This window comes from Paenibacillus lactis, from assembly GCF_017873605.1.
In the GTDB taxonomy this organism is placed as follows: domain Bacteria; phylum Bacillota; class Bacilli; order Paenibacillales; family Paenibacillaceae; genus Paenibacillus_AQ; species Paenibacillus_AQ lactis.
The window spans coordinates 23,102-47,485 of record NZ_JAGGKI010000028.1 but is presented as its reverse complement, the minus strand read 5'-3'; the positions used below and the strand labels follow the sequence as shown (position 1 = coordinate 47,485).

At 53.7% G+C, this 24,384-nt stretch carries 24 protein-coding genes; 14 read left to right on the top strand and 10 right to left on the bottom strand.

Annotation, left to right across the window (positions count from 1 at the left end):
• Positions 1–293: 293 nt before the first annotated feature.
• The 5 genes from J2Z18_RS28335 to folE all read left to right on the top strand — a co-directional run bounded on the left by J2Z18_RS28335 (position 294) and on the right by folE (position 4,794).
• Positions 294–722 carry a GNAT family N-acetyltransferase gene (locus tag J2Z18_RS28335; RefSeq protein WP_007133060.1) on the top strand — a complete coding sequence of 143 codons (429 nt, stop codon included), beginning with the start codon at positions 294–296 and terminating at the stop codon, positions 720–722.
• A 385-nt stretch (positions 723–1,107) separates the two neighbouring features.
• Positions 1,108–1,710, top strand: coding sequence for a signal peptidase I (lepB, locus tag J2Z18_RS28330; protein WP_007133059.1), 603 nt, complete (start codon positions 1,108–1,110; stop codon positions 1,708–1,710).
• A gap of 41 nt (positions 1,711–1,751) precedes the next feature.
• Positions 1,752–3,620, top strand: a complete 1,869-nt coding sequence (queG, locus tag J2Z18_RS28325) for a tRNA epoxyqueuosine(34) reductase QueG (protein WP_007133058.1) — start codon at positions 1,752–1,754, stop codon at positions 3,618–3,620.
• 147 nt (positions 3,621–3,767) lie between these two features.
• Positions 3,768–4,004: a YneF family protein gene (locus tag J2Z18_RS28320; protein WP_007133057.1), complete on the top strand. Its 237-nt coding sequence runs from the start codon at positions 3,768–3,770 to the stop codon at positions 4,002–4,004.
• Positions 4,005–4,200: 196 nt separating this feature from the next.
• A complete protein-coding gene (gene folE / locus J2Z18_RS28315) occupies positions 4,201–4,794 on the top strand; it encodes a GTP cyclohydrolase I FolE (RefSeq protein WP_007133056.1) in 594 nt (197 codons plus the stop codon).
• 176 nt (positions 4,795–4,970) lie between these two features.
• Here the strand turns inward: folE and J2Z18_RS28310 are convergent, their stop codons facing one another.
• From J2Z18_RS28310 to J2Z18_RS28290, 5 genes are all read right to left on the bottom strand, one after another.
• Complete coding sequence (locus tag J2Z18_RS28310; RefSeq protein ID WP_007133055.1) at positions 4,971–5,243, bottom strand: hypothetical protein; 273 nt, start codon at positions 5,241–5,243, stop codon at positions 4,971–4,973.
• 35 nt (positions 5,244–5,278) lie between these two features.
• Positions 5,279–6,553, bottom strand: a complete 1,275-nt coding sequence (locus J2Z18_RS28305) for a Tle-like phospholipase domain-containing protein (protein ID WP_007133054.1) — start codon at positions 6,551–6,553, stop codon at positions 5,279–5,281.
• Between the two features lie 23 nt (positions 6,554–6,576).
• The gene (locus J2Z18_RS28300) at positions 6,577–6,873 is read right to left on the bottom strand and encodes a hypothetical protein (protein ID WP_007133053.1); all 297 of its coding nucleotides are present in this window, start codon (positions 6,871–6,873) and stop codon (positions 6,577–6,579) included.
• A 377-nt stretch (positions 6,874–7,250) separates the two neighbouring features.
• Positions 7,251–8,474 carry a Fe-Mn family superoxide dismutase gene (locus tag J2Z18_RS28295; RefSeq protein ID WP_007133052.1) on the bottom strand — a complete coding sequence of 408 codons (1,224 nt, stop codon included), beginning with the start codon at positions 8,472–8,474 and terminating at the stop codon, positions 7,251–7,253.
• Positions 8,475–8,611: 137 nt separating this feature from the next.
• Positions 8,612–9,613 (bottom strand): alpha/beta fold hydrolase, encoded by a 1,002-nt coding sequence (locus J2Z18_RS28290; protein ID WP_007133051.1) that lies wholly within the window; start codon positions 9,611–9,613, stop codon positions 8,612–8,614.
• A 334-nt stretch (positions 9,614–9,947) separates the two neighbouring features.
• Here J2Z18_RS28290 and J2Z18_RS28285 point away from each other — a divergent pair, with 334 nt between their 5' ends.
• Complete coding sequence (locus J2Z18_RS28285; protein WP_007133050.1) at positions 9,948–10,688, top strand: IclR family transcriptional regulator; 741 nt, start codon at positions 9,948–9,950, stop codon at positions 10,686–10,688.
• Positions 10,689–10,930: 242 nt separating this feature from the next.
• Here J2Z18_RS28285 and J2Z18_RS28280 read toward each other — a convergent pair whose 3' ends face one another.
• Together J2Z18_RS28280 and acnA are read right to left on the bottom strand one after the other, a co-directional pair.
• Positions 10,931–11,092, bottom strand: coding sequence for a hypothetical protein (locus tag J2Z18_RS28280; protein WP_210095674.1), 162 nt, complete (start codon positions 11,090–11,092; stop codon positions 10,931–10,933).
• Positions 11,093–11,276: 184 nt separating this feature from the next.
• Positions 11,277–13,994, bottom strand: coding sequence for an aconitate hydratase AcnA (acnA, locus tag J2Z18_RS28275; protein ID WP_210095673.1), 2,718 nt, complete (start codon positions 13,992–13,994; stop codon positions 11,277–11,279).
• 299 nt (positions 13,995–14,293) lie between these two features.
• Here acnA and J2Z18_RS28270 point away from each other — a divergent pair, with 299 nt between their 5' ends.
• The 8 genes from J2Z18_RS28270 to J2Z18_RS28235 all read left to right on the top strand — a co-directional run bounded on the left by J2Z18_RS28270 (position 14,294) and on the right by J2Z18_RS28235 (position 21,329).
• A complete protein-coding gene (locus J2Z18_RS28270; RefSeq protein ID WP_007133047.1) occupies positions 14,294–15,316 on the top strand; it encodes an amidase domain-containing protein in 1,023 nt (340 codons plus the stop codon).
• A 46-nt stretch (positions 15,317–15,362) separates the two neighbouring features.
• Positions 15,363–16,457, top strand: a complete 1,095-nt coding sequence (locus J2Z18_RS28265; RefSeq protein ID WP_007133046.1) for a D-alanine--D-alanine ligase — start codon at positions 15,363–15,365, stop codon at positions 16,455–16,457.
• Positions 16,458–16,554: 97 nt separating this feature from the next.
• A complete protein-coding gene (locus tag J2Z18_RS28260) occupies positions 16,555–16,872 on the top strand; it encodes a hypothetical protein (protein WP_007133045.1) in 318 nt (105 codons plus the stop codon).
• Complete coding sequence (gene uvsE / locus J2Z18_RS28255) at positions 16,869–17,870, top strand: UV DNA damage repair endonuclease UvsE (RefSeq protein ID WP_007133044.1); 1,002 nt, start codon at positions 16,869–16,871, stop codon at positions 17,868–17,870. The genes J2Z18_RS28260 and uvsE overlap by 4 nt, the downstream gene beginning before the upstream one ends.
• Positions 17,871–18,131: 261 nt before the next feature.
• On the top strand, positions 18,132–18,995 hold the full coding sequence (locus J2Z18_RS28250; protein WP_210095672.1) for an inositol monophosphatase family protein: 864 nt from the start codon (positions 18,132–18,134) through the stop codon (positions 18,993–18,995).
• A 143-nt stretch (positions 18,996–19,138) separates the two neighbouring features.
• On the top strand, positions 19,139–19,426 hold the full coding sequence (locus tag J2Z18_RS28245; protein WP_210095671.1) for a hypothetical protein: 288 nt from the start codon (positions 19,139–19,141) through the stop codon (positions 19,424–19,426).
• Positions 19,427–19,650: 224 nt separating this feature from the next.
• The gene (locus J2Z18_RS28240) at positions 19,651–19,983 is read left to right on the top strand and encodes a hypothetical protein (protein WP_007133041.1); all 333 of its coding nucleotides are present in this window, start codon (positions 19,651–19,653) and stop codon (positions 19,981–19,983) included.
• Between the two features lie 86 nt (positions 19,984–20,069).
• Positions 20,070–21,329: an SGNH/GDSL hydrolase family protein gene (locus tag J2Z18_RS28235; protein WP_210095670.1), complete on the top strand. Its 1,260-nt coding sequence runs from the start codon at positions 20,070–20,072 to the stop codon at positions 21,327–21,329.
• A 142-nt stretch (positions 21,330–21,471) separates the two neighbouring features.
• Here the strand turns inward: J2Z18_RS28235 and J2Z18_RS28230 are convergent, their stop codons facing one another.
• From J2Z18_RS28230 to J2Z18_RS28220, 3 genes are all read right to left on the bottom strand, one after another.
• Complete coding sequence (locus J2Z18_RS28230) at positions 21,472–22,329, bottom strand: DUF4367 domain-containing protein (RefSeq protein ID WP_244152808.1); 858 nt, start codon at positions 22,327–22,329, stop codon at positions 21,472–21,474.
• A gap of 76 nt (positions 22,330–22,405) precedes the next feature.
• On the bottom strand, positions 22,406–23,005 hold the full coding sequence (locus tag J2Z18_RS28225) for an RNA polymerase sigma factor (protein ID WP_007133038.1): 600 nt from the start codon (positions 23,003–23,005) through the stop codon (positions 22,406–22,408).
• 329 nt (positions 23,006–23,334) lie between these two features.
• Positions 23,335–24,207, bottom strand: coding sequence for an aminoglycoside 6-adenylyltransferase (locus J2Z18_RS28220; RefSeq protein WP_007133037.1), 873 nt, complete (start codon positions 24,205–24,207; stop codon positions 23,335–23,337).
• Positions 24,208–24,384: the final 177 nt, after the last annotated feature.

Sequence of the window (24,384 nt, the reverse complement as noted above, 5' to 3'; positions counted from 1 at the left end):
CCTTGTCCATAGCATAAATCTTAATATCAAGCTAATCCTTTCCTTTGAATTTTTAACATGCTTTTAACAAATATAAGAAGTTTTATCCAAGTTGTAAAATGTAAACGCTTCAAATGAAGCGCTTTCAGAAGAAAACTCGTGAATTTAGGAGAAAGTTGTGGTTTAATGGACAAGGAAACAGGATTTTCGGGTTTTTTGTAGTAAAACATTAATGTCAGGTTTGCGTAAACGGAATACTTGTTCTTTGTAAACCGGGTAAACCGCATCATGCTAACGAAAAGGGAGATTTTGAAATGCATGTTCGTTCCTTTCAGTTGAGTGACTGTAACCCCGTAACCGAGCTATTACAGATTGCTTTATCGGAAGAATGCTACGAAAACACGATGGAGCCCTTCTCCAGGCAGCTTGCTTGGGACTCCGACCTGATCATGGTTGCGGAGGAAGACGGCGAAATTGTCGGTGTCCTAATCGGGACCATCGAGCGCAATCATGGCTGCTATTATCGCATTGCTATTCATCCTGATTACCGTAGAAGAGGGATCGGCAAAGCCCTGGTATCCGCTATGGAGCAGCGTTTCCAATCACGCAAAGTAAGCCGGATCCTGGTAGCCGGAGACGAGCATAATGCCGCAGCGATGCCGTTTTATGAAGCGATGGGCTACGGAGCCAGCAAGATTCTGCAGTCGTTTCAGAAGCTTAGCATTGTGGTGGGGCCCCGGTAAGAGCCTCTTGGCGTTCTATGCGGGCACACGGCAGCCTAAGACCTCTACAGAGATAAATCATTAAATTTTTCCATAGTGTGTGATTTCAAAAAGCCAACTTTTCAGCGCGAATGAAGGCGAAGGGCCGTCAGAAGCACAGCAGCGGCAATCGCAGGAACGCCGGAGGAGCAGCGATTTTTCGAGCATGCATGCCGGATTCGCTTAGGAATCCGCCGCCTGATCTTCTTCGTGATCAAAAGGGGACTTTTTGAATGACCTCTATATGAAGCATATCTTTCAGCCGTTGCAAATGGAGGGGAGATATGCTTTTCTATTAATGTACCCCAATTTTGAAGGTGCCGCCTGTCGAGGTTCGAAGGTGAAATCGAAGTAAAGTAGGTGTAGTATGGGACAAGTGATTCCTCCGGATTCAGCCGAGAACGGACAAAGCAGCGAGCCGCGCCAGCAGACTGGCGGAAAGAACGGCTGGGCCGCCGAGCTATGGGATTGGGTCAAGACGATCGCAATTGCCTTTGTTATTATGGTGCTTCTTAATATGTTTGTGTTTAATTTGTCGACGGTTAAGGGCGAATCCATGCAGCCAACGCTGACCGCATCGGAGCGGCTGTTTATCAATAAAGTGGTCTACCGCTTTGCAGAGCCCAAGCATGGTGATGTCATCGTGCTGAAGGACCCGAGCGACGGTCCGGATAAGAAAGAGTTTCTTGTTAAACGTATTGTCGGCGTGCCCGGGGATACAATTGAGGTGAAGAATCAGAAGCTGTATGTGAACGGTGTCCCGCAGGACGAGGAGTATACGGACGTCCCCATTGAGGATCCGGGCTTTAAACCGGTGAAGCTGGAAGAGGGACGGTATTTCGTGATGGGCGACAACCGCCACCTCGGAAAGAGCAAGGACAGCCGCATGTTCGGAAGCGTTAAGGAATCGGATATTGTGGGCAGAGCCGAATTCATATTCTGGCCGCTGTCGGAAATTAAAAAGCTGTAGCCAAAAATAAAGCTTCAACCTAACGAAAGGAGGCGCTGGAGATGACCTACACACTTGGCTCGTATGCTCCTCCGCCTTCGGTATGGGAGGAGCTCAAGCAGGAGCTTAAGACTGCTGCACCGGAGCTGGGCATCGATGATATCGGGTTCGCTTCGGCGGAGCCGTTCGTATCGTTGCGAGGCATATTACAGAACCATCGCGACAAGGGCTACGAATCGGGATTCGAGGAGCCGGATCTGGATAAGCGGGTCACGCCCGCCTTGCCGGGAACCGAGCCTGCTTCGCTAATCGCTATTGCGGTGGCGTACCCCTCCAAGATGGAAAATCCGCCGAAATCCGAACCCGGCAAGTACCGGGGGATAATGGCCCGTTCTGCTTGGGGAAGAGACTACCACCATGTGCTTCGGGAGGCGATGAGCCGGCTGGAAGCTTTTATACGGGAGCGGGTGCCGGATGCGGTGCTGGAAAGCATGGTCGACACGGGTGCGCTGGTCGACAGGGCGGTTGCGGAGCGGGCCGGAATCGGCTTCAGCGCCAAGAACTGCGCGATCATCTCTCCCAAGTTCGGGTCATGGATCTATCTTGGCGAAATGGTCACGAATATTCCGTTTCCGCCGGATCAGCCGGTTACGGAAGACTGCGGCGAATGCACCAAATGCATCGACGCCTGTCCAACGGGCGCGCTGGTCGGACCCGGACAGCTGAATGCCCAGCGGTGTGTCTCTTTCCTGACGCAGACCAAAGGGTTTCTGAGCGAAGAAGTGATGCGGAAGATCGGCAACCGTCTGTACGGCTGCGATACTTGTCAAATCGTTTGTCCGAAGAATCGGGGGAAGAACTGGACGCATCATGAGGAGCTCCAGCCCGATCCGGAAAAAGCCAAGCCGCTGCTCCTGCCGATTCTGGATATGAGCAACCGCGAATTCAAGGAGACGTTCGGCGATACGGCTGCGGCCTGGAGAGGCAGAAAGCCGATCCAGCGCAATGCCGTCATTGCCCTTGGCAATTTTAAAGACATTTCGGCAGTACCGAAGCTGAGCGAGGTGCTGCTGAAGGATCCGCGCCCTGAGCTGCGGGGAACCGCCGCATGGGCTCTGGGCCGCATTGGAGGCGAAGAAGCGTTGAACAACTTAGAGAAAAGCATGAAAACCGAAGGGGATCCCCAAGTACGGGACATGCTGCAGCAAGCCTTAGCGAAACTCAATGCCGATGCAGCGACATCGGAGAATACACGGAGCGAATCGGCTGCCCCGGTGCCGGAGGCAGCGGAGGAACAAGGCTCTGCCGGAGCGGCGGCAGGGAAAGCTTCAGCCGGGAATGCAGCCGCCGAGCCGGAGCAGCCGCGGCCTGCTATCCAGGGGGTTGAGCCGATGGCCGTTCCCGAGGGAGGGCCGGAGGTATTGTATTATGATGAGCTCCAATCCCCGATCGGTACGCTGACCGTCTGCGCGACGGAGAAGGGACTGTGCCTTATCGAATTCGGGAGCTTCCATGTGAAGGAAGCGGTCATTCAGCAGTGGTGCCGCACCTGGTCCGGCAACGGTGGCTATGAGCGGGATGAAGCCCGCCTGGCTCCGGTAACGGATCAGCTGAAGCGGTATTTTGCAGGAGAGCTGAAGGAATTCACCCTTCCGCTGGATATGCGGGGAACCTCGTTCCAGCTCCAGGTATGGGAGGCGTTGAAATCCATTCCTTATGGAACCGTATGTTCTTATAAGGACATCGCGGAATCGATCGGACGTCCGAAGGCGGTTCGGGCGGTCGGCGGGGCCAACAACAAAAATCCGGTGCCAATCGTCGTGCCGTGCCACCGCGTCGTTGGAGCGGACGGTGCGCTGATCGGCTACGCCGGCGGACCGGAAATCAAACGGACCTTGCTGGCGATCGAGGGCATTACGCTGGGCCGGTAAACGCGCGTCATTCTTCTTGGAATGCCTCGTATGGCCGCCCGCGCATATCCGGATTTTTCATTTGCTGTCCTTCATGGGACATGCTATGATAAGTTCGTGTATGTGCCATGAAATGGTAAATATTAGCATGATTAAAGGTGGTCAAGCATGAATATCGTCATTCCGATTGTTACGCTGATCGTGGGTCTGGTTGCGGGCTTCTTTATCGGGGCATTCTATCTGCGTAAGCAGCTGGAGAAGATGCAGAACGATCCGGAAATGCTGCAAAAAATGGCAAAGCAAATGGGCTACAACCTGAACAGCAAGCAGATGCAGCGCGCTCAGCAAATGATGAAAAACCAGCCGATGCCCGGCAAAGGGCAAGGCCGCAAACGCAAAGGCTAATGAATAGGAGGGCCGCCTTCGTTTATCCATTTGACGGAGGGGGCGCTTCTATTTAGTGAAGACTGCTAACAGCGGTTATATGTGGCTGTTCATTCGATCGCTTTCGGGTGCTGCCCGGCAGCGTAAGCATACGGATTGAACAAGCATAAAATACGGATACCGTTTACCTGGTTGTAGGCGGAAAGGGGGATGTACTGTGGCAGGTGTAAAGGATTATGTTAACGATAAAGTTGTAGAAAACCGGGAGCAGATCGAATACCATATCGAGCAAATTTTGAAGCTGATCGGTGAAGATCCGCAGCGTGAAGGGCTGCTGGAGACACCGGCCCGTGTCACCCGGATGTATGAGGAGATTTTCGCGGGATATTCCGTGGATCCGAAGGATGTACTGGGAGTAACCTTCGATGAACAGCATGAAGAGCTTGTCATCGTGAAGGATATCGTATATTACAGCCAGTGCGAGCATCATATGGCTCCATTCTTCGGCAAGGTTCATATCGGCTATGTGCCGAGCGGGAAGATCGCGGGACTGAGCAAGCTGGCTCGTCTGGTTGAGGCGGTTACGCGCCGTCTTCAGGTTCAGGAACGCATCACGTCGCAAATTGCGAACATTATTGTGGAGGAGCTCCAACCGAGCGGCGTAATGGTCGTTGTGGAAGGGGAGCATCTGTGCATGTGCGCCCGCGGCGTGAAGAAACCGGGAAGCAAGACGGTGACCTCTGCCGTACGGGGAACGTTCCAAAGCGATGCTGCACAGCGTTCGGAGTTTCTGTCATTAATCAAGGAATAAACCATAGTGCAGTGAACAACGGCTGGACCCGTAGATGGTCCAGCCGTTGTTGTTATTCCACCGTTTCAGGAAACGAAAGGATTATGGGGGATGCTCCGTTCTTTTAGATTCGGCAGATCCATGATTGCTCTATAGGGGATGTCTTGGCGCTTAAGGTTAAACAGCATCACGGCCGGCTATCTTGAGCCATCCACCTGCTTCATATGCTGGACGTAACGGATCAGCTCCGCTTTCTGCAGCTCCAGCTCATGAATCCGCCTGGACATCTCACTGAAGAAGAGCTCGATCTGATCGCGCAGCACATTGGCCGATTGCCCCCTCCAATCCGAGAGGCGGGCGTACATCGCCCTTGCTTCCTGTTCATCCTGCCGAAAGAGGGCAAGCAGCCTGGACAGCTCGCGTTCAGCCTGAAGCAAGTCATCCAGCTCTAGCAATATTTCCTGACTCATCAATTGATCCCTCCAGAAGACTTGTAAATGGGCTGTTATCCGCTGCGATCCGTCTGTTCGAACAGATCCGCCTTGTACTTAATGTACTGGACCATGTCGGTCGTATGCTGTATATGCCACTGGCTCAACGACATAATCGAAGCATCCAGCTGCTGCACAATCGGCTGGAGCCGTCTGCTGTGGCTGGAATACATCGTTCTGGCAAGCCGCTGACGGATCCCCTCCAGCTCGCTCTGGCTCTGCTGGGCATTGGCCCTCCACGTTTCCGCAACGCTGCGCAGCTCCGCGGGGGTCACCTCAATGGTGCCGGCTCCTGCCGATTGGCCCGCCATTGCGGCTGCTCCGGCTGCGCCCAGAAGCGAGCCGTGGATACCAGCCATCATTCCGTTCATCATCCCATGAAGCGATTGGAAGAGCCCGCTGTCCGAAGGAACTCGGGGTGAATCGACAGGCTTACCGGTTTCACCGTCATAGAGCGGGTTGGATATGTAACCATTCTCGAATTTATAGCGATCGAGCTGGTGGTAATTGGGCCCGCCGAAGGTGTTGCCGATCTTGTCCCACAGGCTGACCCCGTCGTTGGCATCCTCATAGTTGGAGTCGATGTAATAAGTCGATCCCACATGACCCTCATACCCGCCGAAGGTGCCGCTGGCAACGATATCGCCCGGGTGGGCAAAGTTAATGATCTGGGAATCAAACTCGCCGTTCTCGGCCATTCTCCGGGCTTCCGGGGAAAGGCTCCCAATGACGGAGGGGGCACTGAAGGTGACGGCGGGCAGGCCGGTATAAGCTGCCGCATACTGGGCGTTGGCGCCGCCAAGCGAGTGGCCGGTCAGCGTGAAGTTTAAGTCCGGGTGCTTCTCCTGCATTTCCCTGGCATAGTCTTCAGCCTGAAACATTTGGTTTGTGCCGAGGACATCGGCTTTTTTCATAAGGTTTCTGGATTGTTCACCGACCCAATCGTTCAGGCCTGTGATTCCCACAGCGTCCTCGAATTTGGTGATCTGCTCATCGAACGGCCTTTCGATTTCTACCTTTCTTCCAAGCTCTCCAAGGCCGATCCCAACATCATTTAGCAGGTCAGGACCGGAGGTGGATAACTCGGCTTCTCCCTCGGTTCCGCGGTAAGCGATGACAGCCTCACCGGTCTGCCGGTTCACGAACGTAACGGCATCGAATCCCGAAACGGCATGGCTCTTCGTATCCTCCAGCACTTCCCAATCGGGCAGATCCTCGATCTGTGCGCCTTCCTTTAAGTCCTTATAAGCTAACCGTGATAACGTGTTATACGTTTCATCATCGACCATGACGCTTCCTCCATAATTGAAGTTTACTTCTTCTTATTGGCTTCAATGACTTCTTTCAGCTCCGGGCTCATGACAAAGTTCTTGGTTTCAAACGTCTTGTAGTTCACCGAAATGTTGAACGTCTGATCTTTATGCCCTTTGACGTGGCCCTCGACATCGATCTCATCCGCTACATAGGAAGGCATCTTCTTCTGACCTGTAACTTCGACCTCCAGGCCGTATTGCTCCTTGAAAAATTGAATGGCGGTCTCCTTCGTCTGGGCCATGAGCTGATCCTCGCTCGCCGCAACCTCCGGATCGCCGGATTTACCGGATTTCATGCTTTGGCATCCTCCTATCATGAACGTGGCTAAAATAAAACAAATGAACAGGATCTTCCATCCGGAACGCATATCCATCCTCGTTTCATCCCTTCAGTAGACTCTTTGATCCTCATACCCATGCTAAGTTCCAGTAAAATGCTTACTGTATTATCATAGACTGGGGGACTGCAGCAAACAACGTATTAAATAACCAGAAACATGGTAATAAAGTCCTGTCGAGCCCGCGCGGCAATACCTATTTTTGAGCTTTCCAGATTAGGTAGAAGGAAGATAAAAGCCCTCCCTAAGCCTCGGTTACGAAGCAAGGAGGGCGGACTCTGATAGCAGTCTCAATTCTTACGGGGTGCCATGAAGCGGTTAGGATCGGTTCATCATTAAAACGGCTTCCATTTCAGCTTGCTTGCATGCTTGAACCGCTCGGCCACTTCGGGCCAGTACACGACGTTCCACCAATCCCTGATGTAGTCTTTACGCTTGCTTTGATGCTTCAAGTAATAGGCATGCTCCCATACATCGAGAGCGAGGAGAGGAACCACATCCCACTGGGAGAGGTTCTGATGCTTCTCGGCCTGTAATATTTCCAGACGATGGCTGCGCGGGCTCCAGACAAGGATGGCCCAGCCGCCGCCTTCCACCTTCTCAGCCGCCTCGCTAAAATGCTTCTTGAACCGTTCAAAGCTGCCAAAATCCTTCTTGATCTGCTGGGCAAGCTCTCCCTCTGGCATGCCGCCGCCCTTCGGGTTCATGATGCTCCAGAACAGGGTATGCAGGTAATGCCCGGCCCCGTGGAAGGCGAGCTCACGCTCCCAATGCTTCACAAGCTCGAAGTTGCCGCTCTTGCGCGCTTCCTCAAGCTTTTTCTCGGCTTTGTTCAACCCGTCCACATAGCTCTGGTGGTGAACATCGTGATGGACCCGCATCGTCGCTTCATCGATATGCGGCTCGAGGGCGTTGTACGGGTACGGAAGCGGAGGGAGGCGGTGGCCGCCGATCGGGACCGGCTTGCTGCCCGAATCCGCTAAGCCGTGGATCGCGGCCTCGGGCCCAGCGGAGGCTGATGAAGCCGATGAAGCTGGTTCTTCCCGATCTTCCCGTTCTTCCTGTTTTTCTCGAGGCTCCCTATTTTCCGCGGGTGGAGGGGGCGCTGCCGCTTCTTCCATGAACCGTTCCACCGCTCCTGGAGAATTCAAAGTGTCCAGAACGCCAAGGAAGTACTCCGATTCGCGGATGATATGAAGCAATACCGTCTCCGCAAGCGGCACGGTTCGAACGGCAGGGCTGTTATCCTTCATGCCTTCCAGCTGGCGGATGAATTCCCTGGACTGCTCGAAGGAGACGCGCAGCAGATGCTCGACCTGTGCGATGACCTCGGGCGATGGCGGCCCCGGATGGCGGAGAACATATTGCAGCAGGACATCGGCGGCTTTTTGCGTATGATCGAATACGACGGCCCACTGGTCCAAAACGTTCACGTAGGGCTCCTCAAGCCCCGGAACAATCGCTTTAATGACATCCGTATGCTCCATCTCCTGGAGCTTCCAGAAGGCGATCTCCTCCAGAATACGGGCCGGCAGCTTCGCGCCGTAAATATATAACATCGATTTCCCTCCCCATATAGCATTCACCATAGTCACTATATTCCGGGACGGGCTTGTATTATGTAAGGCAATATAAAAACCCCCGCTGCCGGTTCCGGCAGCAGGGGAGAAGGTCATCCACTTAAAAGGTACAGCACTTATTGGGCTTGCAGCCCTTCCCGGCCCTCGAGCTTGCCAAGGAAGGTGGAGACTCTGCGCAGATACTCTTTCGGATGCTCTCGGAAGATAAGCTCGTGGTGCGCATCCTTCACAATCCATGAATCGGAATCTTCATGGGTCTGGTTTGCGGCGATTTTCTCGGCGATCGGGTAAGGCGCCTTATCGTCCCTTGTTCCGTGGATGAACAGGATCGGGAACGGATAATCATGCTTTTTTACCTCGTTATAAGGGATTTGATCGAGACTCGTTCCATTCAGCACCGGGAAGAGCAGCTCCAGAATTTCCAAGGAAGGATGCCTTGGAAGATCAATTTGGTTGTGAATATTGTGATAAAGCGTGTCCGGCTCCAGCAAAAAGGTGCTGTCCAGAATCATCGCGTCAACATCCTTCGTCTCGAGCCCCGCCTGTAATGCGGTGCCCGCGCCCATCGAGAACCCCCAGACGACAATCTGCTTCGCGCCGCGGTGCTTCACATGTTCAATCGCGCCTAGCAGCTGACGCTTCTCCTCCTTACCGCCGGTAGCTACCTCCTTGCTGGTTTGGGATGCAAAGCCATAGTCGAACATCAGCACATTATAATTCATGCTGTGCGCGTAATGAGCGATATCATACATCGGCACCCAGGTCTCCTCACGATTGGCTCCATATCCATGGCTGAGCACAATCGTCTTATCGGAATGATCCGCAGGGATATACCAGCCGTTCATATTTCGTTTGCCGTCAATGGAATGGAAGGTGACGCTCTCGTAATCCATTTCCTTGGCAAGCTTCGGATTGGAGTAAAGGGGAGCCACCGTCGGATTCGACAGCACCCAGGCAATATAGGCGTGCAGCGCTATAAAGCAGAAGATAAGGAAAAAGACGACGGATAAAATCAAAGCTAGCAAAATATGCTTGAACCGTACCAAGCCTGTAGAAAGCTCGGCCGGGGCGTCATTGACTTGGGAGAGTGGGGCATTACGACCAGTTACCATGCTCATGGATGGCCCCTCCTTACCATAGTTTTATTGCGCGAAAGTGAAAAACGCTGATTTTTTATAATAATCGTATGCCGGGATGCCTATTATGTCAATGTAAATCGAAAGTTTGTTAGATGAGGATTTGGCAAAAATCCAAAGGGCGACCCTCAATCAGCAATAGATAGCAAAACCGTTTTATTCATCTATATATTGTACCCGGGAGCCGATGGAACCGAATTTTACAAAATCCCGCGATAATTGTAAAGCTGGCAAATGGTTTACTTCTGCCTTAATTTTTCATATAATTCTTGTAACCAGGTTTCATGTGATGAAACAGGAGAGGAGCAGGTCGGGGATGGAAGACCGCAAATTAACTGTACGTGCCGTTGAAAGGGCTCTTGATATATTAATATGCTTTACGAAGAACAGTGAGCTCGCTCTAACCGAGATTTCTTCGCTGATCGGGCTGCATAAGAGCACGGTTCACCGCCTGCTGGCAACGCTGGAAGACAAGGGATTCGTGGTGCGGAATCCGGAGACGGAGAAATACAGGCTGGGTCTGAAAATATGGGAGCTGTCCATGCACTTGTCACAGAGCGATGACCCGGCCATTCGGCTGCTGCCGGCAATGGAGGCGCTGCGGGATCGGCTTGGCGAAACTGTAAGCCTGTATCTGCGGGACGGTGCGGAGCGTTTGCGCATTCAGGCGGTACAGAGCAACCAGGCCATCCGGCGGGTCGCCCAGGTAGGCGTGAGGCTGCCGCTGTCCGTCGGCGCTTCCAGCAAGGTTCTGGTTGCGTTTGCGCCGCCGGAGGATCAGGAGGAGCTGCTGAATGCACCGGATTGGCCCGAGTCGGTAGACCGTGAGACGTATCGGAAGCAGCTGGCCGAAATATTGCAGAAGGGCTATGCGATCAGTATCGAGGAGCGCGAGCCGGGGGCGGCAGCGGTATCGGTGCCGATCTTCGACCGTTACGGCAAGGCGGCAGCGGCGCTTTCGATGTCGGGGCCGGTCACCCGCTTGTCAGCCGAGAAGCTGCGCGAGTATGCGCCTGTGCTGAAGGAAGCGGCTCGGGAGATGGGAATGATGATGTGATGGCTGCCCAGGAATCTTAAGCCGTACGCATATCGTTCAAGGGACGAAGGATTCGTCCCAAGTGTGAAAGTGGACAGGGAAACAGTACCGCCTGTACGCTAAAAAAGGAGATGACCCGGACTAGATCCGGTGCATCTCCTTTTTTAGTTCCAAGCTCCAAGCGATGGATATTCATGTTTGCGGTTTCTATTATGTAGACGTTGGCAGTATACGTTCATGGACGCACAAATCAGGCCTGGTGATCATCGTTTCGCTTGGTGTCCTTTCGTCGCCTCTTTCATTTTCTGATTCAAGATCTCTTGAAAGGTAGCCGCCTTGGCATTCGTTGCTGCTTTAGGCGCAACCATCGGCTGCGGGCGTTGATATTGATGGTGGAACGGGGTCATCGTATGGATTTTGATCATCGGTACAAACCTCCTGGATCACTCAAGGATCCGCAATGTTTGTACCCATTAACCTTCCCGGCTCTATTTGAAACGGGATTTCCAATAAACAGGAATATGGTACTGCAAATATGAAAATCCCCATCTTCCGAGATCGAAAGATGGGGATTTGTTCCTGAGACTTAAGTGCCTTTATAAAGAGGTGTTACTGGTTCGATGCGATCATTTGACGAAGCACCGTTTGGAGGATACCGCCGTTATGGTAGTAGTCCACGTCGACCATGCTGTCAAGACGAGCGATTACCGGGAACTCGAACTTGGTCCCGTCTTCGCGAGTAGCGACAACGGTCAATTCCTGACCCGGCTTCACATCATTGCTAAGGCCGATAATATCGAACGTCTCGCGTCCGTTCAGACCAAGGCTCTTCCAGCCGTGTCCTTCTTGGAACTGGAGCGGAAGTACGCCCATGCCCACAAGATTGGAGCGGTGGATCCGTTCAAAGCTTTCAGCCAGAACGGCTTTGACGCCGAGGAGGTAGGTACCTTTAGCCGCCCAGTCGCGGGAGCTTCCCGTACCGTATTCCTTACCGGCGATAACGATCAGGTTCTGTCCGCCGGCTTGATAGTTCATCGAAGCGTCATAGATGGACATGACTTCGTCCGTAGGCAGGTACGTGGTCACGCCGCCCTCGGTGCCAGGAGCTACCTGGTTGCGGATGCGGATGTTGGCGAACGTTCCGCGCATCATGACTTCATGGTTACCGCGGCGGGAACCGTAGGAGTTGAAGTCTTTGCGCTCAACGCCGCGCTCGCTCAGGTATTTGCCTGCCGGGCTGTTCGTTGCAATGTTGCCCGCCGGCGAAATATGGTCCGTCGTAACGGAGTCGCCCAAGAGAGCAAGCACGCGCGCTTCCTTGATGTCCTGAATGTCGCTCAGGCCATTGCCCAGGCCTTCGAAGAACGGCGGATTTTGAATGTACGTCGATTGATCGTCCCACTCATACAGCTCGCCTTCCGGCACAGGGATCTTGTTCCAGCGCTCGTTGGCTGTAAATACGTTCTCGTATTTCTTGCGGAAAGCATCCGCGCTGACGGACAAGCCGATCGCTTCGCGAATTTCGGCGCTCGTTGGCCAGATATCCTTCAAATATACCGGCTCGTTGTTTGGATCGTAGCCGATCGGATCGTTCTGAAGGTCGATATTAACCGTTCCTGCAAGCGCGTAAGCCACAACGAGCGGCGGAGAAGCCAGGTAGTTGGCTTTAACCTGAGCGTGCACGCGGCCTTCGAAGTTCCGGTTACCGGACAGTACGGCCGCAACCGTCATGTCATTGTCGGCGATCGCTTCGCTGACTTCGTCAGGCAGCGGACCGGAGTTACCGATACATGTTGCACAGCCGTAGCCTGCTACATAGAAGCCGAGGGATTCCAAGTAGTGCAGGAGACCGGCTTTCTCCAGATAGTCGGTTACGACCAGGGAGCCTGGAGTCAAGCTGCTCTTCACATAGCCAGGCTTCTTGAGGCCGCGTTCCACGGCTTTCTTCGCCAGCAGGCCTGCGCCGAGCATAACGCTTGGGTTGGAGGTGTTCGTACAGCTTGTGATAGCCGCGATGACAACCGCACCGGTTCCCATTTCGCTTGTGGAGCCGTCTTTATGCTTAACGGTAACGGTCTGCTCGATCTTCTCGTCGCTGAGGCCGTATCCGCCCTTGTCGATCGGCGTACGGATAATATCGTTGAAGTTCTGCTTCATTGCAGTCAGCTCGATACGGTCTTGCGGACGCTTCGGACCGGCAAGGCTCGGCACGACGGAAGCGAGGTCGAGCTCGATCACGTCGGAGAACTCAGGGTCCGGCGTATCGGCCGTACGGAACATGTTCTGCGCTTTGTAGTAGCTCTCAACGAGTGCAACCTGCTCATCGGTACGTCCTGTGTTGCGGAGGTACGCAAGCGTCTCGTCGTCAACAGGGAAGAAGCCGATGGTTGCGCCGTATTCCGGAGCCATGTTGGCTACGGTTGCACGGTCAGCCAAGCTGATGTTGGCAAGGCCAGGGCCGTAGAATTCCACGAATTTGCCGACAACGCCTTTTTTGCGGAGAAGCTCGGTGACGGTAAGGGCAAGGTCGGTTGCCGTTGCGCCTTCGGCCAGGCTGCCCGTCAATTTGAAGCCGATAACTTCAGGCGTTACGAAATAGAGCGGCTGGCCGAGCATGCCGGCTTCCGCCTCGATGCCGCCGACGCCCCAGCCTACGACGCCAAGACCGTTGATCATGGTCGTATGGGAGTCGGTGCCGACGAGGGAATCCGGGAATACGAGCGTTTCGCCGTCTACCGTCTTCGTGGCCGCTACGGAAGCAAGGTATTCCAGGTTAACCTGGTGAACGATACCTGTTCCAGGAGGAACCGCACGGAAGTTATTGAAAGCGGTTTGAGCCCAGCGGAGGAAGCGGTAGCGCTCTTCGTTGCGCTCAAACTCGACTTTCATGTTATATTCAAGGGCTTGGTCCGTACCGAAAGCATCAACCATAACGGAGTGGTCGATAACGAGGTCAACCGGTACGAGCGGGTTGATCTGCTTCGGATCTCCGCCGGCTTTCTTAACGGTGTCGCGCATAGCTGCAAGATCGACGACAACCGGTACGCCGGTGAAGTCCTGCAGTACGATGCGTGCAGGGATGAACGGAATTTCCTTGTTGTTGTCACGTCCTTCGTTCCATTTGGACAACAGCTTTACATGATCTTCTGTAATGGCGCGTCCGTCGAATTGGCGAACGGCGGCCTCAAGCAGCACCCGAATCGAGAACGGAAGCTTGGACACGCTGCCGTATCCTTGCTCTTCGAGCGCCTGCAGGCTGAAATAACGATAGCTTTTACCGCCCACCTCGAGGTTGCGCGAGATGGAGAATTGATCCTTTACTGGCATACCTGAACCTCCTTGAGTCATTTCTGAGTTCAACTGTCAGTTGTTTCACTAGATGAAACCCAATTTCATAATTCACACACTCTAAGTATAACGATTTCAAGCCGCTACGTAAAGCATTTTTTATAGAAGAAAAGTATTTCAAAACGGTGGAAATCCGCCTGTTTTCAGCGTCCCTGCAAGCGTCTGCCGAAGCGGTCATGGAGGGCTGTTCTTGGAGCGGGTTCATAGCCCGCTTCCTTGCTTCATATAGTTGTGATAGGGAACCGTGCGTTAGGCCAGGTTAAGAGGAGGAGAGAGGTATGAGTAGTCTGCAGCAAGCGGAGAAGCCTTGGAAGCAAAGCTTATATATTTATGTCAATCAATACAACCAAAACCGGGTCGACTATTCTTCAGGCCTGAAAGAGCAAATTGTAGCGGATTTGAATTACTTGGTAGAGAGAGGCGAGAGGCAGTTCCGGCTCCAAGCATGGTACGAAGAACGGGAGGTTGTGCCGCTCAAGAGCGAAACCCGGGCCCGGCTTCAGCGCATCCTAAGGGAGACGGAGGATGACGTCGTTGCCGACGTCAGGCTCAGCAGCGTCTTTTATTATGAAAAAAGAGGGATGACGCATCGGGAGGATATCGTTACGCGCGAGCGCCTTACCCTGATCCGCGACGGCGACGCCTGGCTGATCGTCGGCATCGAGCGGCTGGAGGACGAACGCCATCCGCTGCAGCAGGCTGGGAACCTGAGTGCAGACCCGTCTGCGGCCGGGCGCGAGCCTTCGCTTCCGTTCATGAACGGACGTGTGTATGCGGCGGGAATGAGCCCGAGATCGGGCCGCTACGAGCGGGAGGCAGCCGCAGCTTATGCGGACCGCTGGTGGGATTCGGGAAATCCGGAGTTCGCCGAATTCGATGTGGATTGCACGAATTATATATCCCAGTGCCTCTTTGCAGGCAAAGCCCCAATCCACTATACTGGTAAAAGAGAATCGGGATGGTGGTACAAGGGATATGTGGGCGGCCGAGAATGGTGGAGCTACAGCTGGGCGGTTTCGAACAGCTTTGCGAATTACTTGTACACCAGCACGACGGGTCTGCGGGGCGAATTGGTCGAACGGCCGGAGCAGCTTATGCTCGGCGATGTGATCGTGTACGACTGGGACGGCGACGGCGCCTTCCAGCACAGCACGATCGTCACGGCGTTTGACGCAGGCGGCATGCCGCTGGTGAATGCCCATACGGTGTCCAGTCGCCACCGGTACTGGGACTATCGCGATTCGTATGCGTGGAATGACAAGACCAAGTACCGGTTCTATCATATCCCCGATTATTTTTAAGGCGTGCGCGCATCATGCTGCAAAACGTACAAGAGAGAGGTTATTCATGGGACAGGATAAATTAACGGTCGGCTTGGTATACGGAGGGAAATCGGGGGAGCATGAGGTGTCGCTGTCGACAGCCTTCGCCGTCATGAACGCTTTTGATTTCGACAAATATGATATCATGCCATTTTATATTTCGAAGCAGGGAGCATGGAGGATCGGCACGAAGCTGACGGCGCCGTTCTCCGATCAGGAGGAGCTCAAGCTCGCCGAGGGGGAAGGCACCCGTACCGCGCTGAATGCGGTGTTCAGCAGACTGTATGGAAGTGAAGAGCCGGTAGTTGACATCATGTTTCCGCTGCTGCACGGAACGTTCGGTGAGGACGGAACGATTCAGGGACTGTTCGAAATGGCGGATATTCCTTATGTCGGAACCGGGGTGCTTGCCTCTGCTGCAGGCATGGATAAAGTCGTCATGAAAAAGCTGTTCGCCCAGGCGGGACTGCCGCAATGCGAATACTGCAGCTTTACCAGATCCCAGTGGGAGCGCAATCAGCATGAGCTGCTTCAAGGGATTGAGGACAAACTGGGCTTCCCGAGCTTCGTCAAGCCGGCCAATCTGGGCTCCAGCGTCGGCATATCCAAAGCGAAGGACCGGGAGCAGCTGAAAGCCGCGATTGAAACCGCGCTTCGCTTCGACAACAAGATCATTGTTGAAGAATTCGTGGATGCCCGCGAGGTGGAGGTCAGCGTACTCGGTAACGATGAGCCGATGGCTTCGGTCCCGGGTGAAATCGTCTCTTCGAGTGAATACTATGATTACGCGGCAAAATATATCAGCGGACAGTCCAAGATGCAGATCCCTGCCGATATCGATCCGGATACGGCCGACCGGCTGCGCGAGCTGGCCATATCGGCCTTCAAGGCGATCGAGGGCAGCGGCATCACCCGCGCGGACTTCTTCCTCCGCCGATCGGACGGCGCGATTCTGATCAATGAGGTCAATACGATGCCGGGCTTTACGCCGTTCAGCATGTATCCGCTCTTGTGGCGGGAGACAGGCATGTCTTACCGCGAGCTGCTTGACCGGATGATTGAGCTCGGCCTGGAGCGCTACAACCGCAAACAGGCGTTGATTTACGAGAATCAGGCTTAAGACTTACAATCGGATATGAATAGCCAGGGGGAGTCCGCGAACAACTGATCACGGCTCCCCTTGAGTCTAATATTTAAGCAGGAAAGGAAGAGGTCTTATGGGATTTCAAACCGAGTTTAACTCCGTCTGCAAGTTTAAGAGCGAGCAAGAGCTCTACGAGCTGCTGGAATACGGACGAGGCAAAATGCTGAAGGACGGCCTTCGTGTGTTTCCGACAGGACAGAAGGTGATTGCCTACACGCCGGATAACCGAGCGGTAGCCATCGTGCTGATTACGGCATGCGTATCCGAGATCAATTTCCAAGGACGCGAAGTCACTTCGGTCGAGCTGCAGCTGATCCGCAAGCTGACGGATGAGGAATCCCGCGTCCAGACGGCGCTGGCTCACGAAATGTTCTTCGGGGACCATGCATGATCGTAAGATTCGGATATGTAGCCATGTCCACGGTCGTTCAGAATGCTTCTCCCTCCAAGACCATGACGATGAAGAGTTTTCTGAAGCTGAATGACCGCGAGGCCGGCATACATAAGCTGGAGCGGATCGCGAATGAAAATCTTCATAATACGCTTCGCCTGTTGAAGCACAACGCAGCGCATGATATTATGGTGTACCGCTTTTCCTCCAAGCTGATTCCGCTGGCAACCCATAACGATATGCGGGACTGGGATCCGTTCCCTGCCTTGCAGGAAGGTTTTCGGGCGATCGGAGACTACGTGAAAAAGCACGGCATGAGGGTATCCTTCCATCCGGACCATTTTACGGTGCTCAGTACGCCCAGGCCTGAGGTGCTCGCTAGTTCCATACGCGACTTGAACGCACATGTCGATATGCTTGAAGCGATGGGGCTGCCGGCAGCGATGAAAAACAACATCCATATCGGAGGCGCTTATGGGGACAAGCCATCGGCGGCCTCCCGGTTCATCGAGCACTTTCATGAACTTGACCAGCGTATCAAGGAGCGTCTGACGCTGGAGAACGACGATAAGACCTTTACGGCACAGGAGACGCTGGCGGTATCCAAAGCGACGGGGGTTCCGATGGTGCTCGACATTCACCACCAATGGGTGAACAATGACGGCGAAGCGCCATGGGAGCTGTGGCCTGAGATCTTTCGCACTTGGGAGACGCCGCTCGCCCAGGCCGGGTCGGATCCCGGGCAGCCGCTGCCCCCGAAGATCCATGTATCCAGTCCGAAAAGCCCGGCGGACATCCGCAGCCATGCCGATGGGGTGGACGTGGTGCCGCTGCTGGCCTTTTTACGGAACATTGCAGGAGAAACGCCGCGGGTGGATGTCATGATCGAGGCGAAGATGAAGGACGGCGCTCTGTTCGGGCTCATGAAGGAGCTGGCAGAGTATAAGAATGAGGGCGTCACGATCTTGGACGGGGCCTCTGTGGAGATCCATCCATAGAACGAGTAGAACGAGCGGACGGTCCTCTTGCATCCGGAGGGATTTTAAGGTACGGTGAAAGTGGAAGATAGAGGATGATTCCCATGACATACACGCAGAAAAGTTCGTTCTCGCCAAGCATTCACTGCTCCGCAAGGAACGGACTTTTGTTGAAATAGGCGAAATTTTGAGAAACGCTGCCCGCTCCTGTTTCGTAATACCGGAATAGGATAAAGGGATGTTAACAATCAATAGATTGATATAGAAAGTAGAGTGAGCGCTTTGAACGAGAATGACAAGACTCCTTATGTAGTCAGCAGTAAGAGTTACACTGCCGTTGCGATTAATTGTGCCGCGAAGGCGGGGGAGTGGATTAAGAGCAGACTCGGATCCGTGAAACAGCTCAGCACCAAAACATCGCCTCAAGATATTGTCACGGAAGTGGACAAAGGGGCCGAGCAGATGATCCGGAAGCTGATTCTCACTCACTTCCCGGACCACGTGATTCTAGGAGAGGAAGGGGTTGAGCCTGGGGCCGAAGCTGCCGCACGGGCGCTGAAGGCGGCCCAGGAAGAGGAGTATCTCTGGATTATCGACCCGGTTGACGGGACGACGAATTACGTCCATGGTTTCCCGTTCTATTCCGTCTCCATCGCGCTAGCCCATCGCGGAGAAGTGATCGTCGGGGTGATTTACGATCCTTCGCGGGACGAATTGTTTGTGGCCGAGAAGGGAAAAGGGGCCTATGTGCACGGCAATCCTACGTATGTATCCAAGGAGAGCCAGCTGTCGGAGAGCTTGCTTGCGACCGGATTCCCGATTGACAGCAAGGTTAATCTGCCGCTGAACATGGCCGAGCTTCACGCCCTCTTGCCGAGGGTGCGCAATGTAAGAGCCGGGGGCTCCGCCGCCCTTCATCTGGCGTACGTTGCCGCCGGACGCTTAAGCGGATACTGGGAGCACGGGCTGAGCGCCTGGGATATCGCCGCAGGGGCCCTGCTGGTTCAGGAATCCGGCGGAGCGGTGACGGACACCGATGGCCGTCCGTTCGATCTGTCCGTACGGAATATAGCGGCGACCAACAGCTTGATCCACCAAGGCTTGCTGGATACGCTGAAGGAAGCGGGCGAGGGCTCCGTTCGTTAAGACTGACTTGGCCAAACAATCGGCAAGAGGTCAGATGGAAATTACGAAAGGCCGGATAAGATACCGGCGGTTGAGGGTAATGTAAGATAGAAGTATCAAGATGGCAGCGTCTACAACAGCTTGTTAAAGGAGTTATGCGTGAGATGAATGAGAAATCAGATCAGGATTTGGAACGCCGGCTTAGCGAGATGTTGACTGAAGGCGAGATGGAGAGGAAGGATCGGGAGCAGGAGGAGCGCCGTCAGGTCTCTCCGAAATACGAGATCCGGATTCAGACCCAGCTCGACCCCATCGTGGAAGAAACACTGAAATACCGTAGCATCGCGAAGGAAATCGATGGCCGTTACGACAAATACATGGAGCAGGCGGGCAAGCGTAACGAGCCGAAGCCGGAGCAGGACCGCAAGGAGCAAGGGGATGCGTCCTCTTGATGAATGGAGTCAGGCCCTGCCCGGTTAGAAGCCGTGAATACGGCAAGCAACTGTATAAGCATTACAGGAATGGACAGCGCGATTAAGGAGGCTGTCCATTTTCTTTTTTTTGTATACCGTTCTTAGTAGCGGAACTTCGGAGGGCATAAAGCACACGCGTTTTCTGCAGGAGCAAAAAAGCAGATATGTATTCAAGGACAGGATTATAGTGAGGAGGCATGAAGATGAGAGGGCTGCGGACGTTTCATATTGCGGGTGCCGTATCAGGCATCGGCTCCATGTTGTTGTGGTGCATCCTTATATTTTTCAATCCGTATACGGATACGGTGAATGCAGATGCGGCACGGAACACCTTTCTCATGCTCTTTCTACCTGGTGTGATCGCACTGATCTCGCTGTTCGGACCGTGGAAACCGTTAATGCTGATTGCCTTCTTATGGTCGGTGCTGCCGAGTCTGTACTTGGCTGGAACTCCGGGCATCTTCGCGTTGTTCGGCGTAACGTCCGCAGGTTATTTAATTGCTTACCTGCTCATGAAAAGAAATGGGAAGGGATAGTTCTGCAAGGGAGGGCTTTGTACCCAATCAGGGACGCAGGTGGTAAAATAAGGAGGATATCGAATAAATCTAGGGAGAGTGAAGGTATGTTCAAACAATGGAAGAAGAGGCTGGCAGCGGTAACAGGATTTCTGATGCTGGCCGTAACGCTGCTTGGCCCGGGTGCAGCCACGGTGTTTGCCGATGGGGGCAGCGTAAAGGAGGATACTACATACCGAATTGTAACGCTGGGAGACTCGCTCACGGTCGGTTATGAGCCGGGAGTGGATTTGAACAAGCTGTATGGTTTCGTCGAACGTTTATATGAACAAGGGCTTTTCTACGGAAGAACCGAATTGACGAACCTAGGGATAGCCGGATTGAAGACGGACGGACTGGACCATTACCTTCAGGCCATCGTTGATGGACGTTCTCTAACAGCCGAGGAGCTGCAGCCTGGGCTGGCGGACCCGCGCGCGAAGCAGATCGGAGCGGACGCACCCAAAGCGAAAGCCGCAATCGCCGAAGCGGATCTGATTACCATTACCATCGGCGGCAATGATATGATGAGCCTGGTCGGCACGATCGACAAGCTGAGTGAGGAGCAGCTCGCAGCCAAGCTGCAGGAGCTGTTTGCACAGTACACCGAGAACGTCACCGCCGTCATCGGTAATCTGCGGCTGCTGAATCCGGATGCGACCATCGTCATCGCGGACCAGTATAATCCGATTCCTAAACTGGCGGGCGAGGCTGCTTATGCGAAGCTGCTGGAAGCGGCCGGCCATTTCACCAAGCTCGTGGATGACATCGCTGCGAGCTTCGCGAACCAAGGCGCGGATATCAAGGTAGCGCATGTAGCGGAAGCCTTCGTGGGATCTGAGATTACGATGACGCATATCCTTAAGGATGATATCCATCCGAACCAGTACGGTTACGAGACGATGGCAACCGTATTTGCGGAGACGATCTGGGGCAGCTATAAGCAGCCGCCGGTGCAGGAGCAGGGTCAGCCGATGCGGATCGTCGTCAAGGGACAGGAGCTCAATACGCCGTACAAACCGATTCTTCGCGACAATATGAACTACGTGGCGATTCAAGATATCGTTAATGCGGTGGGGGCAACGACGAAGTGGGAGAATAAAACCTCAAGCGCTACCATCACATATGGAGATAAAACGGTTGTAGTCACGATCGGCAAGAAGTTTGTGAAAGTAAACGGCACGAACGTTCCGATCGATACGCCTGCTTTTCTGCATAAGGTAGGCAAGGAAGACAAGACCTATGTTCCGCTTGCCGTCATTGCATCGGGTCTTGGTTTTGATGTTCAGTACAGCTCCAAACAGCGTACCGCATTCATTAACTTATAACTATATCCGCCCTAAGATAAGGTTGGATCATAGCTGCGGAACCAAAGAGAGACGCCGATTTGGCGCCTCTCTTTTCCTTTTTCATATTCTCCGTTTAATTGTCTATGATTTTAAAGCGTCAAGTGATATATGAGCCGGCTGCTCACTTGGAAGCCGCCTTCGGAATGATCGTTTCGGCGATACGGATCAGTTCCTCGGCTGGGACATCTCCCTCCATGGAGCTGAGCGTATACAAGTAGTGGTGTCCGGTACTTGGATCCTCATAAGCCCAGTCCAGCTGCGTCGTGCTTCCATCGTTCCATGTTTTTTGCAGGACGTCCTGCCCGTTGATCTCGATCTTCCGGTTGATCATGTCCATATTCTCGTCCCAGTAAGAGGTCACGCTGCCGTGGTCTCCGTTATTCAGAATCGTCAGGGCGATCTCCTTGCTGCCGCTGGTGTAATAAACCGTCGACAGCCAGAAATTGTCCGTAAACTGTATCGGCATCAGGGCGTAATCCTTGCCCGAAGACTTGGCTTTCGTAAGCAGTTTCTTCGCGATGTCGGCCTTTTCCTGCTCGGTCAGCGGCTTTGCGTCAGTCTCGCGCTCCATGTGCACGCTGGCATTATTGAACATATATTTGTCCGAGGCGGAAGCGGAGATCTCCTTGGCCAGCGGTACGCCGGGCACGTTCACCATGCTTGTCAGCTTATCGAAATCCTTGACGGCATGCGGAGTGGATTTGATATCGATGACGTGGTTCGGATTATTCGGCACAATATAAATGGCGGCGGCTTCGCCCGGCTTGATTTGCTCATCCCAGACGGTATTCATAAGATGGATGCGATCCAGTTCCTCTTTGGAATAATCCTTAAGCGGAGGAGACACTGCGCTCGATTTCTCCTCATAGACGACTTCTCCCTTGCCGTTGGTTAAAGAATGGTACTTGACAGCTGCGAAGCCGGTCGATGCGGTAAGCAGCATGCCGGCGATCAAGAGAATGCTTACTTTGTTTTTCACGAACAATCGCTCCTTTTGAATATGTTCTTCCCGAATTTGGCGCATAACGCGTTTCTGGAGGGCGGCTCCGGGCGGCTCAACCCTTTGAAAGAGTGGTTTCAGGTCTTTGTCGCTGTCCATGCTCATTCGTTTCCTCCCCCTCTGCCATGGCGTAATGTTTGCGGAACTTGGCGGCGGCCCGCTCGAACTTTTTCCTGAGATAGGTCGTGCTTTGTTGCAAAATAAGGCTGATCTCGTGATAGCTCTTGTCCTCGACGCAGCGCAGGATGAGCAGGCTTCGTTCCTCGGCGGTCAGCCTGGCCAGCGCCCGGAGCACGGACGGATTGTAGTACTTGTGCTCGATGACCTGATCGACATGCCGGTTATCCTGGTCTTTCTGGTATAGAAAGGGGAGGTACCGATACAGCTTGCGTTTCCGCAGCAAGTCGATGCATTGGTTGCAGGCGATGCGGTAAAGCCAGGCCTCGAAGGGCTTGTCCGTTTCATATTTGGACAAGTGGCGGTACGCCTTCAAGAAAACCTCCTGGGTGCAATCCTCGGCTTCGGCATAATCGCCAAGCATGTGGTAGCAGTAATTGAAGATGGCTTTGTTGCAGCGGTTCATGATCAGCTCGTATTGGTCGATCTCTCCCTTCAAAACATCAGCAACGATCTGATGGAATGCTGGTTCATCCAAGTGGTTTCACCCCTTTACAATCTGTATTACGTATCAGCATGGTGCTAATGTGACAAACAGGCTCTCTCAGAACTTCCCGAGTTTTCATTTGCAGGAGAACGGCTTGGATCAATATGAGGCCCCGGCAGATGGAGCGAAGGTCTGAAGTGAGGCTAGGGGGAAAACAGGGAGCGTACAAAATAAAAGAGAGACGCCGCGAATGGCGTCTCTCTTTGCTGCTTCCCATAGCCTTGGGAGCGGGGTTAAACGGGTCCCCGGTCTGCCCTGGCCGAGAGCGGCTGCCTTATCCTATTACCCGAATTACGGGCATAGCAGCTTCCCGCATGATTTTAATAGATTTCCTTCGCATCCCGCGGCAGCTGGCGGACATGGTGCAGGAAGCCGGTAACGCGCCCGTCCTGTCCCATGTCATACGTGTAGCCCAGCTGCTCGCCGACGTACAGCGCCGTCTTCCGGAAAAGTGCTCCGGCGGCGAAGAGGGCATCCCAGACCTCGTCATAGGTTCCCCCGGCGTAGGTATCCATCAGCTCGTTCCAGCTGTCCTCGGGCAAGTATCGCTTCAGATACTTGGCATTCTTGCCAACGCTAAGCGAGAAGCCGGTCAGAACCCCGGCCTGCCATTCCAGCATTTTGATCAGCATCGGCCGAACAATATTGTTCAGGTGATCCTGGGCATACAGAATTTCCTCTCTCCACAAGCCCTTGGCTACATAAGTGGTGACCCACCAGAATTCGTTGCTGCAGTCCGCAAAGAATTCGGCGGACGGACGTTTGACGCGATAGTCCTCATCCGACGGCTCCGGTATTTCGGGAAACGTCCCGTCTTTGTCCATAAGCACCTTGATCAGCTTGTCATGCTGGCTGTAGGATTCCTTTTCCTCGATGGGAATCAGGGTCATGTCAATCCGGTTCCCGTCCGTAAACAGCATCAGATAGGAGAACCAGTTCCCCAGATCAGGAGGGAACATCGCCATATCTTCGGGCGTTTGCAAAATGATGCGTTCCCCGAAGACGTCAATCCAGCCCGGGTCTTGAATGAAGCTGTCCATGTCGGTGACGTGGAAGCTGATATCATAGTCCTGAAATACATCCTTCGGCACATTAGGGTTCGTTCTTGAGCCTTCCAGGGTCACGGCGCGAACACGTTCATCGCGCTTAGCCACACCCAGAATCAAATCCATCATTTCTTGCTCGCTTCTCATCGTTGTTCCCGCCTTTCGTTTTCATTGGAATGGGTCAATCTTATGAACCGTTAAGGCAGGAGGTCCGCGGATGCGAACCGTGGAAGCGGGATATGGACACGCAGCATGTTATAACTTGTTCAGCAGCTTCTTCATATTCCGGTTCCCCTTTCCAGGATTTACCCTACATGAAATATC

Bases quoted from the DNA above. Each gene is read 5' to 3' on its own strand.
- J2Z18_RS28280 (WP_210095674.1), bottom strand. From the start codon at position 11,092: ATGATCAAAATCCATACGATGACCCCGTTCCACCATCAATATCAACGC.
- lepB (WP_007133059.1), top strand. From the start codon at position 1,108: ATGGGACAAGTGATTCCTCCGGATTCAGCCGAGAACGGACAAAGCAGC.
- J2Z18_RS28290 (WP_007133051.1), bottom strand. From the start codon at position 9,613: ATGAGCATGGTAACTGGTCGTAATGCCCCACTCTCCCAAGTCAATGAC.
- uvsE (WP_007133044.1), top strand. From the start codon at position 16,869: ATGATCGTAAGATTCGGATATGTAGCCATGTCCACGGTCGTTCAGAAT.
- J2Z18_RS28320 (WP_007133057.1), top strand. From the start codon at position 3,768: ATGAATATCGTCATTCCGATTGTTACGCTGATCGTGGGTCTGGTTGCG.
- J2Z18_RS28305 (WP_007133054.1), bottom strand. From the start codon at position 6,553: ATGGTCGATGATGAAACGTATAACACGTTATCACGGTTAGCTTATAAG.
- J2Z18_RS28245 (WP_210095671.1), top strand. From the start codon at position 19,139: ATGAATGAGAAATCAGATCAGGATTTGGAACGCCGGCTTAGCGAGATG.
- J2Z18_RS28265 (WP_007133046.1), top strand. From the start codon at position 15,363: ATGGGACAGGATAAATTAACGGTCGGCTTGGTATACGGAGGGAAATCG.
- J2Z18_RS28260 (WP_007133045.1), top strand. From the start codon at position 16,555: ATGGGATTTCAAACCGAGTTTAACTCCGTCTGCAAGTTTAAGAGCGAG.
- J2Z18_RS28235 (WP_210095670.1), top strand. From the start codon at position 20,070: ATGTTCAAACAATGGAAGAAGAGGCTGGCAGCGGTAACAGGATTTCTG.
- J2Z18_RS28335 (WP_007133060.1), top strand. From the start codon at position 294: ATGCATGTTCGTTCCTTTCAGTTGAGTGACTGTAACCCCGTAACCGAG.
- J2Z18_RS28300 (WP_007133053.1), bottom strand. From the start codon at position 6,873: ATGAAATCCGGTAAATCCGGCGATCCGGAGGTTGCGGCGAGCGAGGAT.
- J2Z18_RS28240 (WP_007133041.1), top strand. From the start codon at position 19,651: ATGAGAGGGCTGCGGACGTTTCATATTGCGGGTGCCGTATCAGGCATC.
- J2Z18_RS28270 (WP_007133047.1), top strand. From the start codon at position 14,294: ATGAGTAGTCTGCAGCAAGCGGAGAAGCCTTGGAAGCAAAGCTTATAT.
- queG (WP_007133058.1), top strand. From the start codon at position 1,752: ATGACCTACACACTTGGCTCGTATGCTCCTCCGCCTTCGGTATGGGAG.
- J2Z18_RS28285 (WP_007133050.1), top strand. From the start codon at position 9,948: ATGGAAGACCGCAAATTAACTGTACGTGCCGTTGAAAGGGCTCTTGAT.
- acnA (WP_210095673.1), bottom strand. From the start codon at position 13,994: ATGCCAGTAAAGGATCAATTCTCCATCTCGCGCAACCTCGAGGTGGGC.
- J2Z18_RS28295 (WP_007133052.1), bottom strand. From the start codon at position 8,474: ATGTTATATATTTACGGCGCGAAGCTGCCGGCCCGTATTCTGGAGGAG.
- J2Z18_RS28220 (WP_007133037.1), bottom strand. From the start codon at position 24,207: ATGAGAAGCGAGCAAGAAATGATGGATTTGATTCTGGGTGTGGCTAAG.
- J2Z18_RS28310 (WP_007133055.1), bottom strand. From the start codon at position 5,243: ATGAGTCAGGAAATATTGCTAGAGCTGGATGACTTGCTTCAGGCTGAA.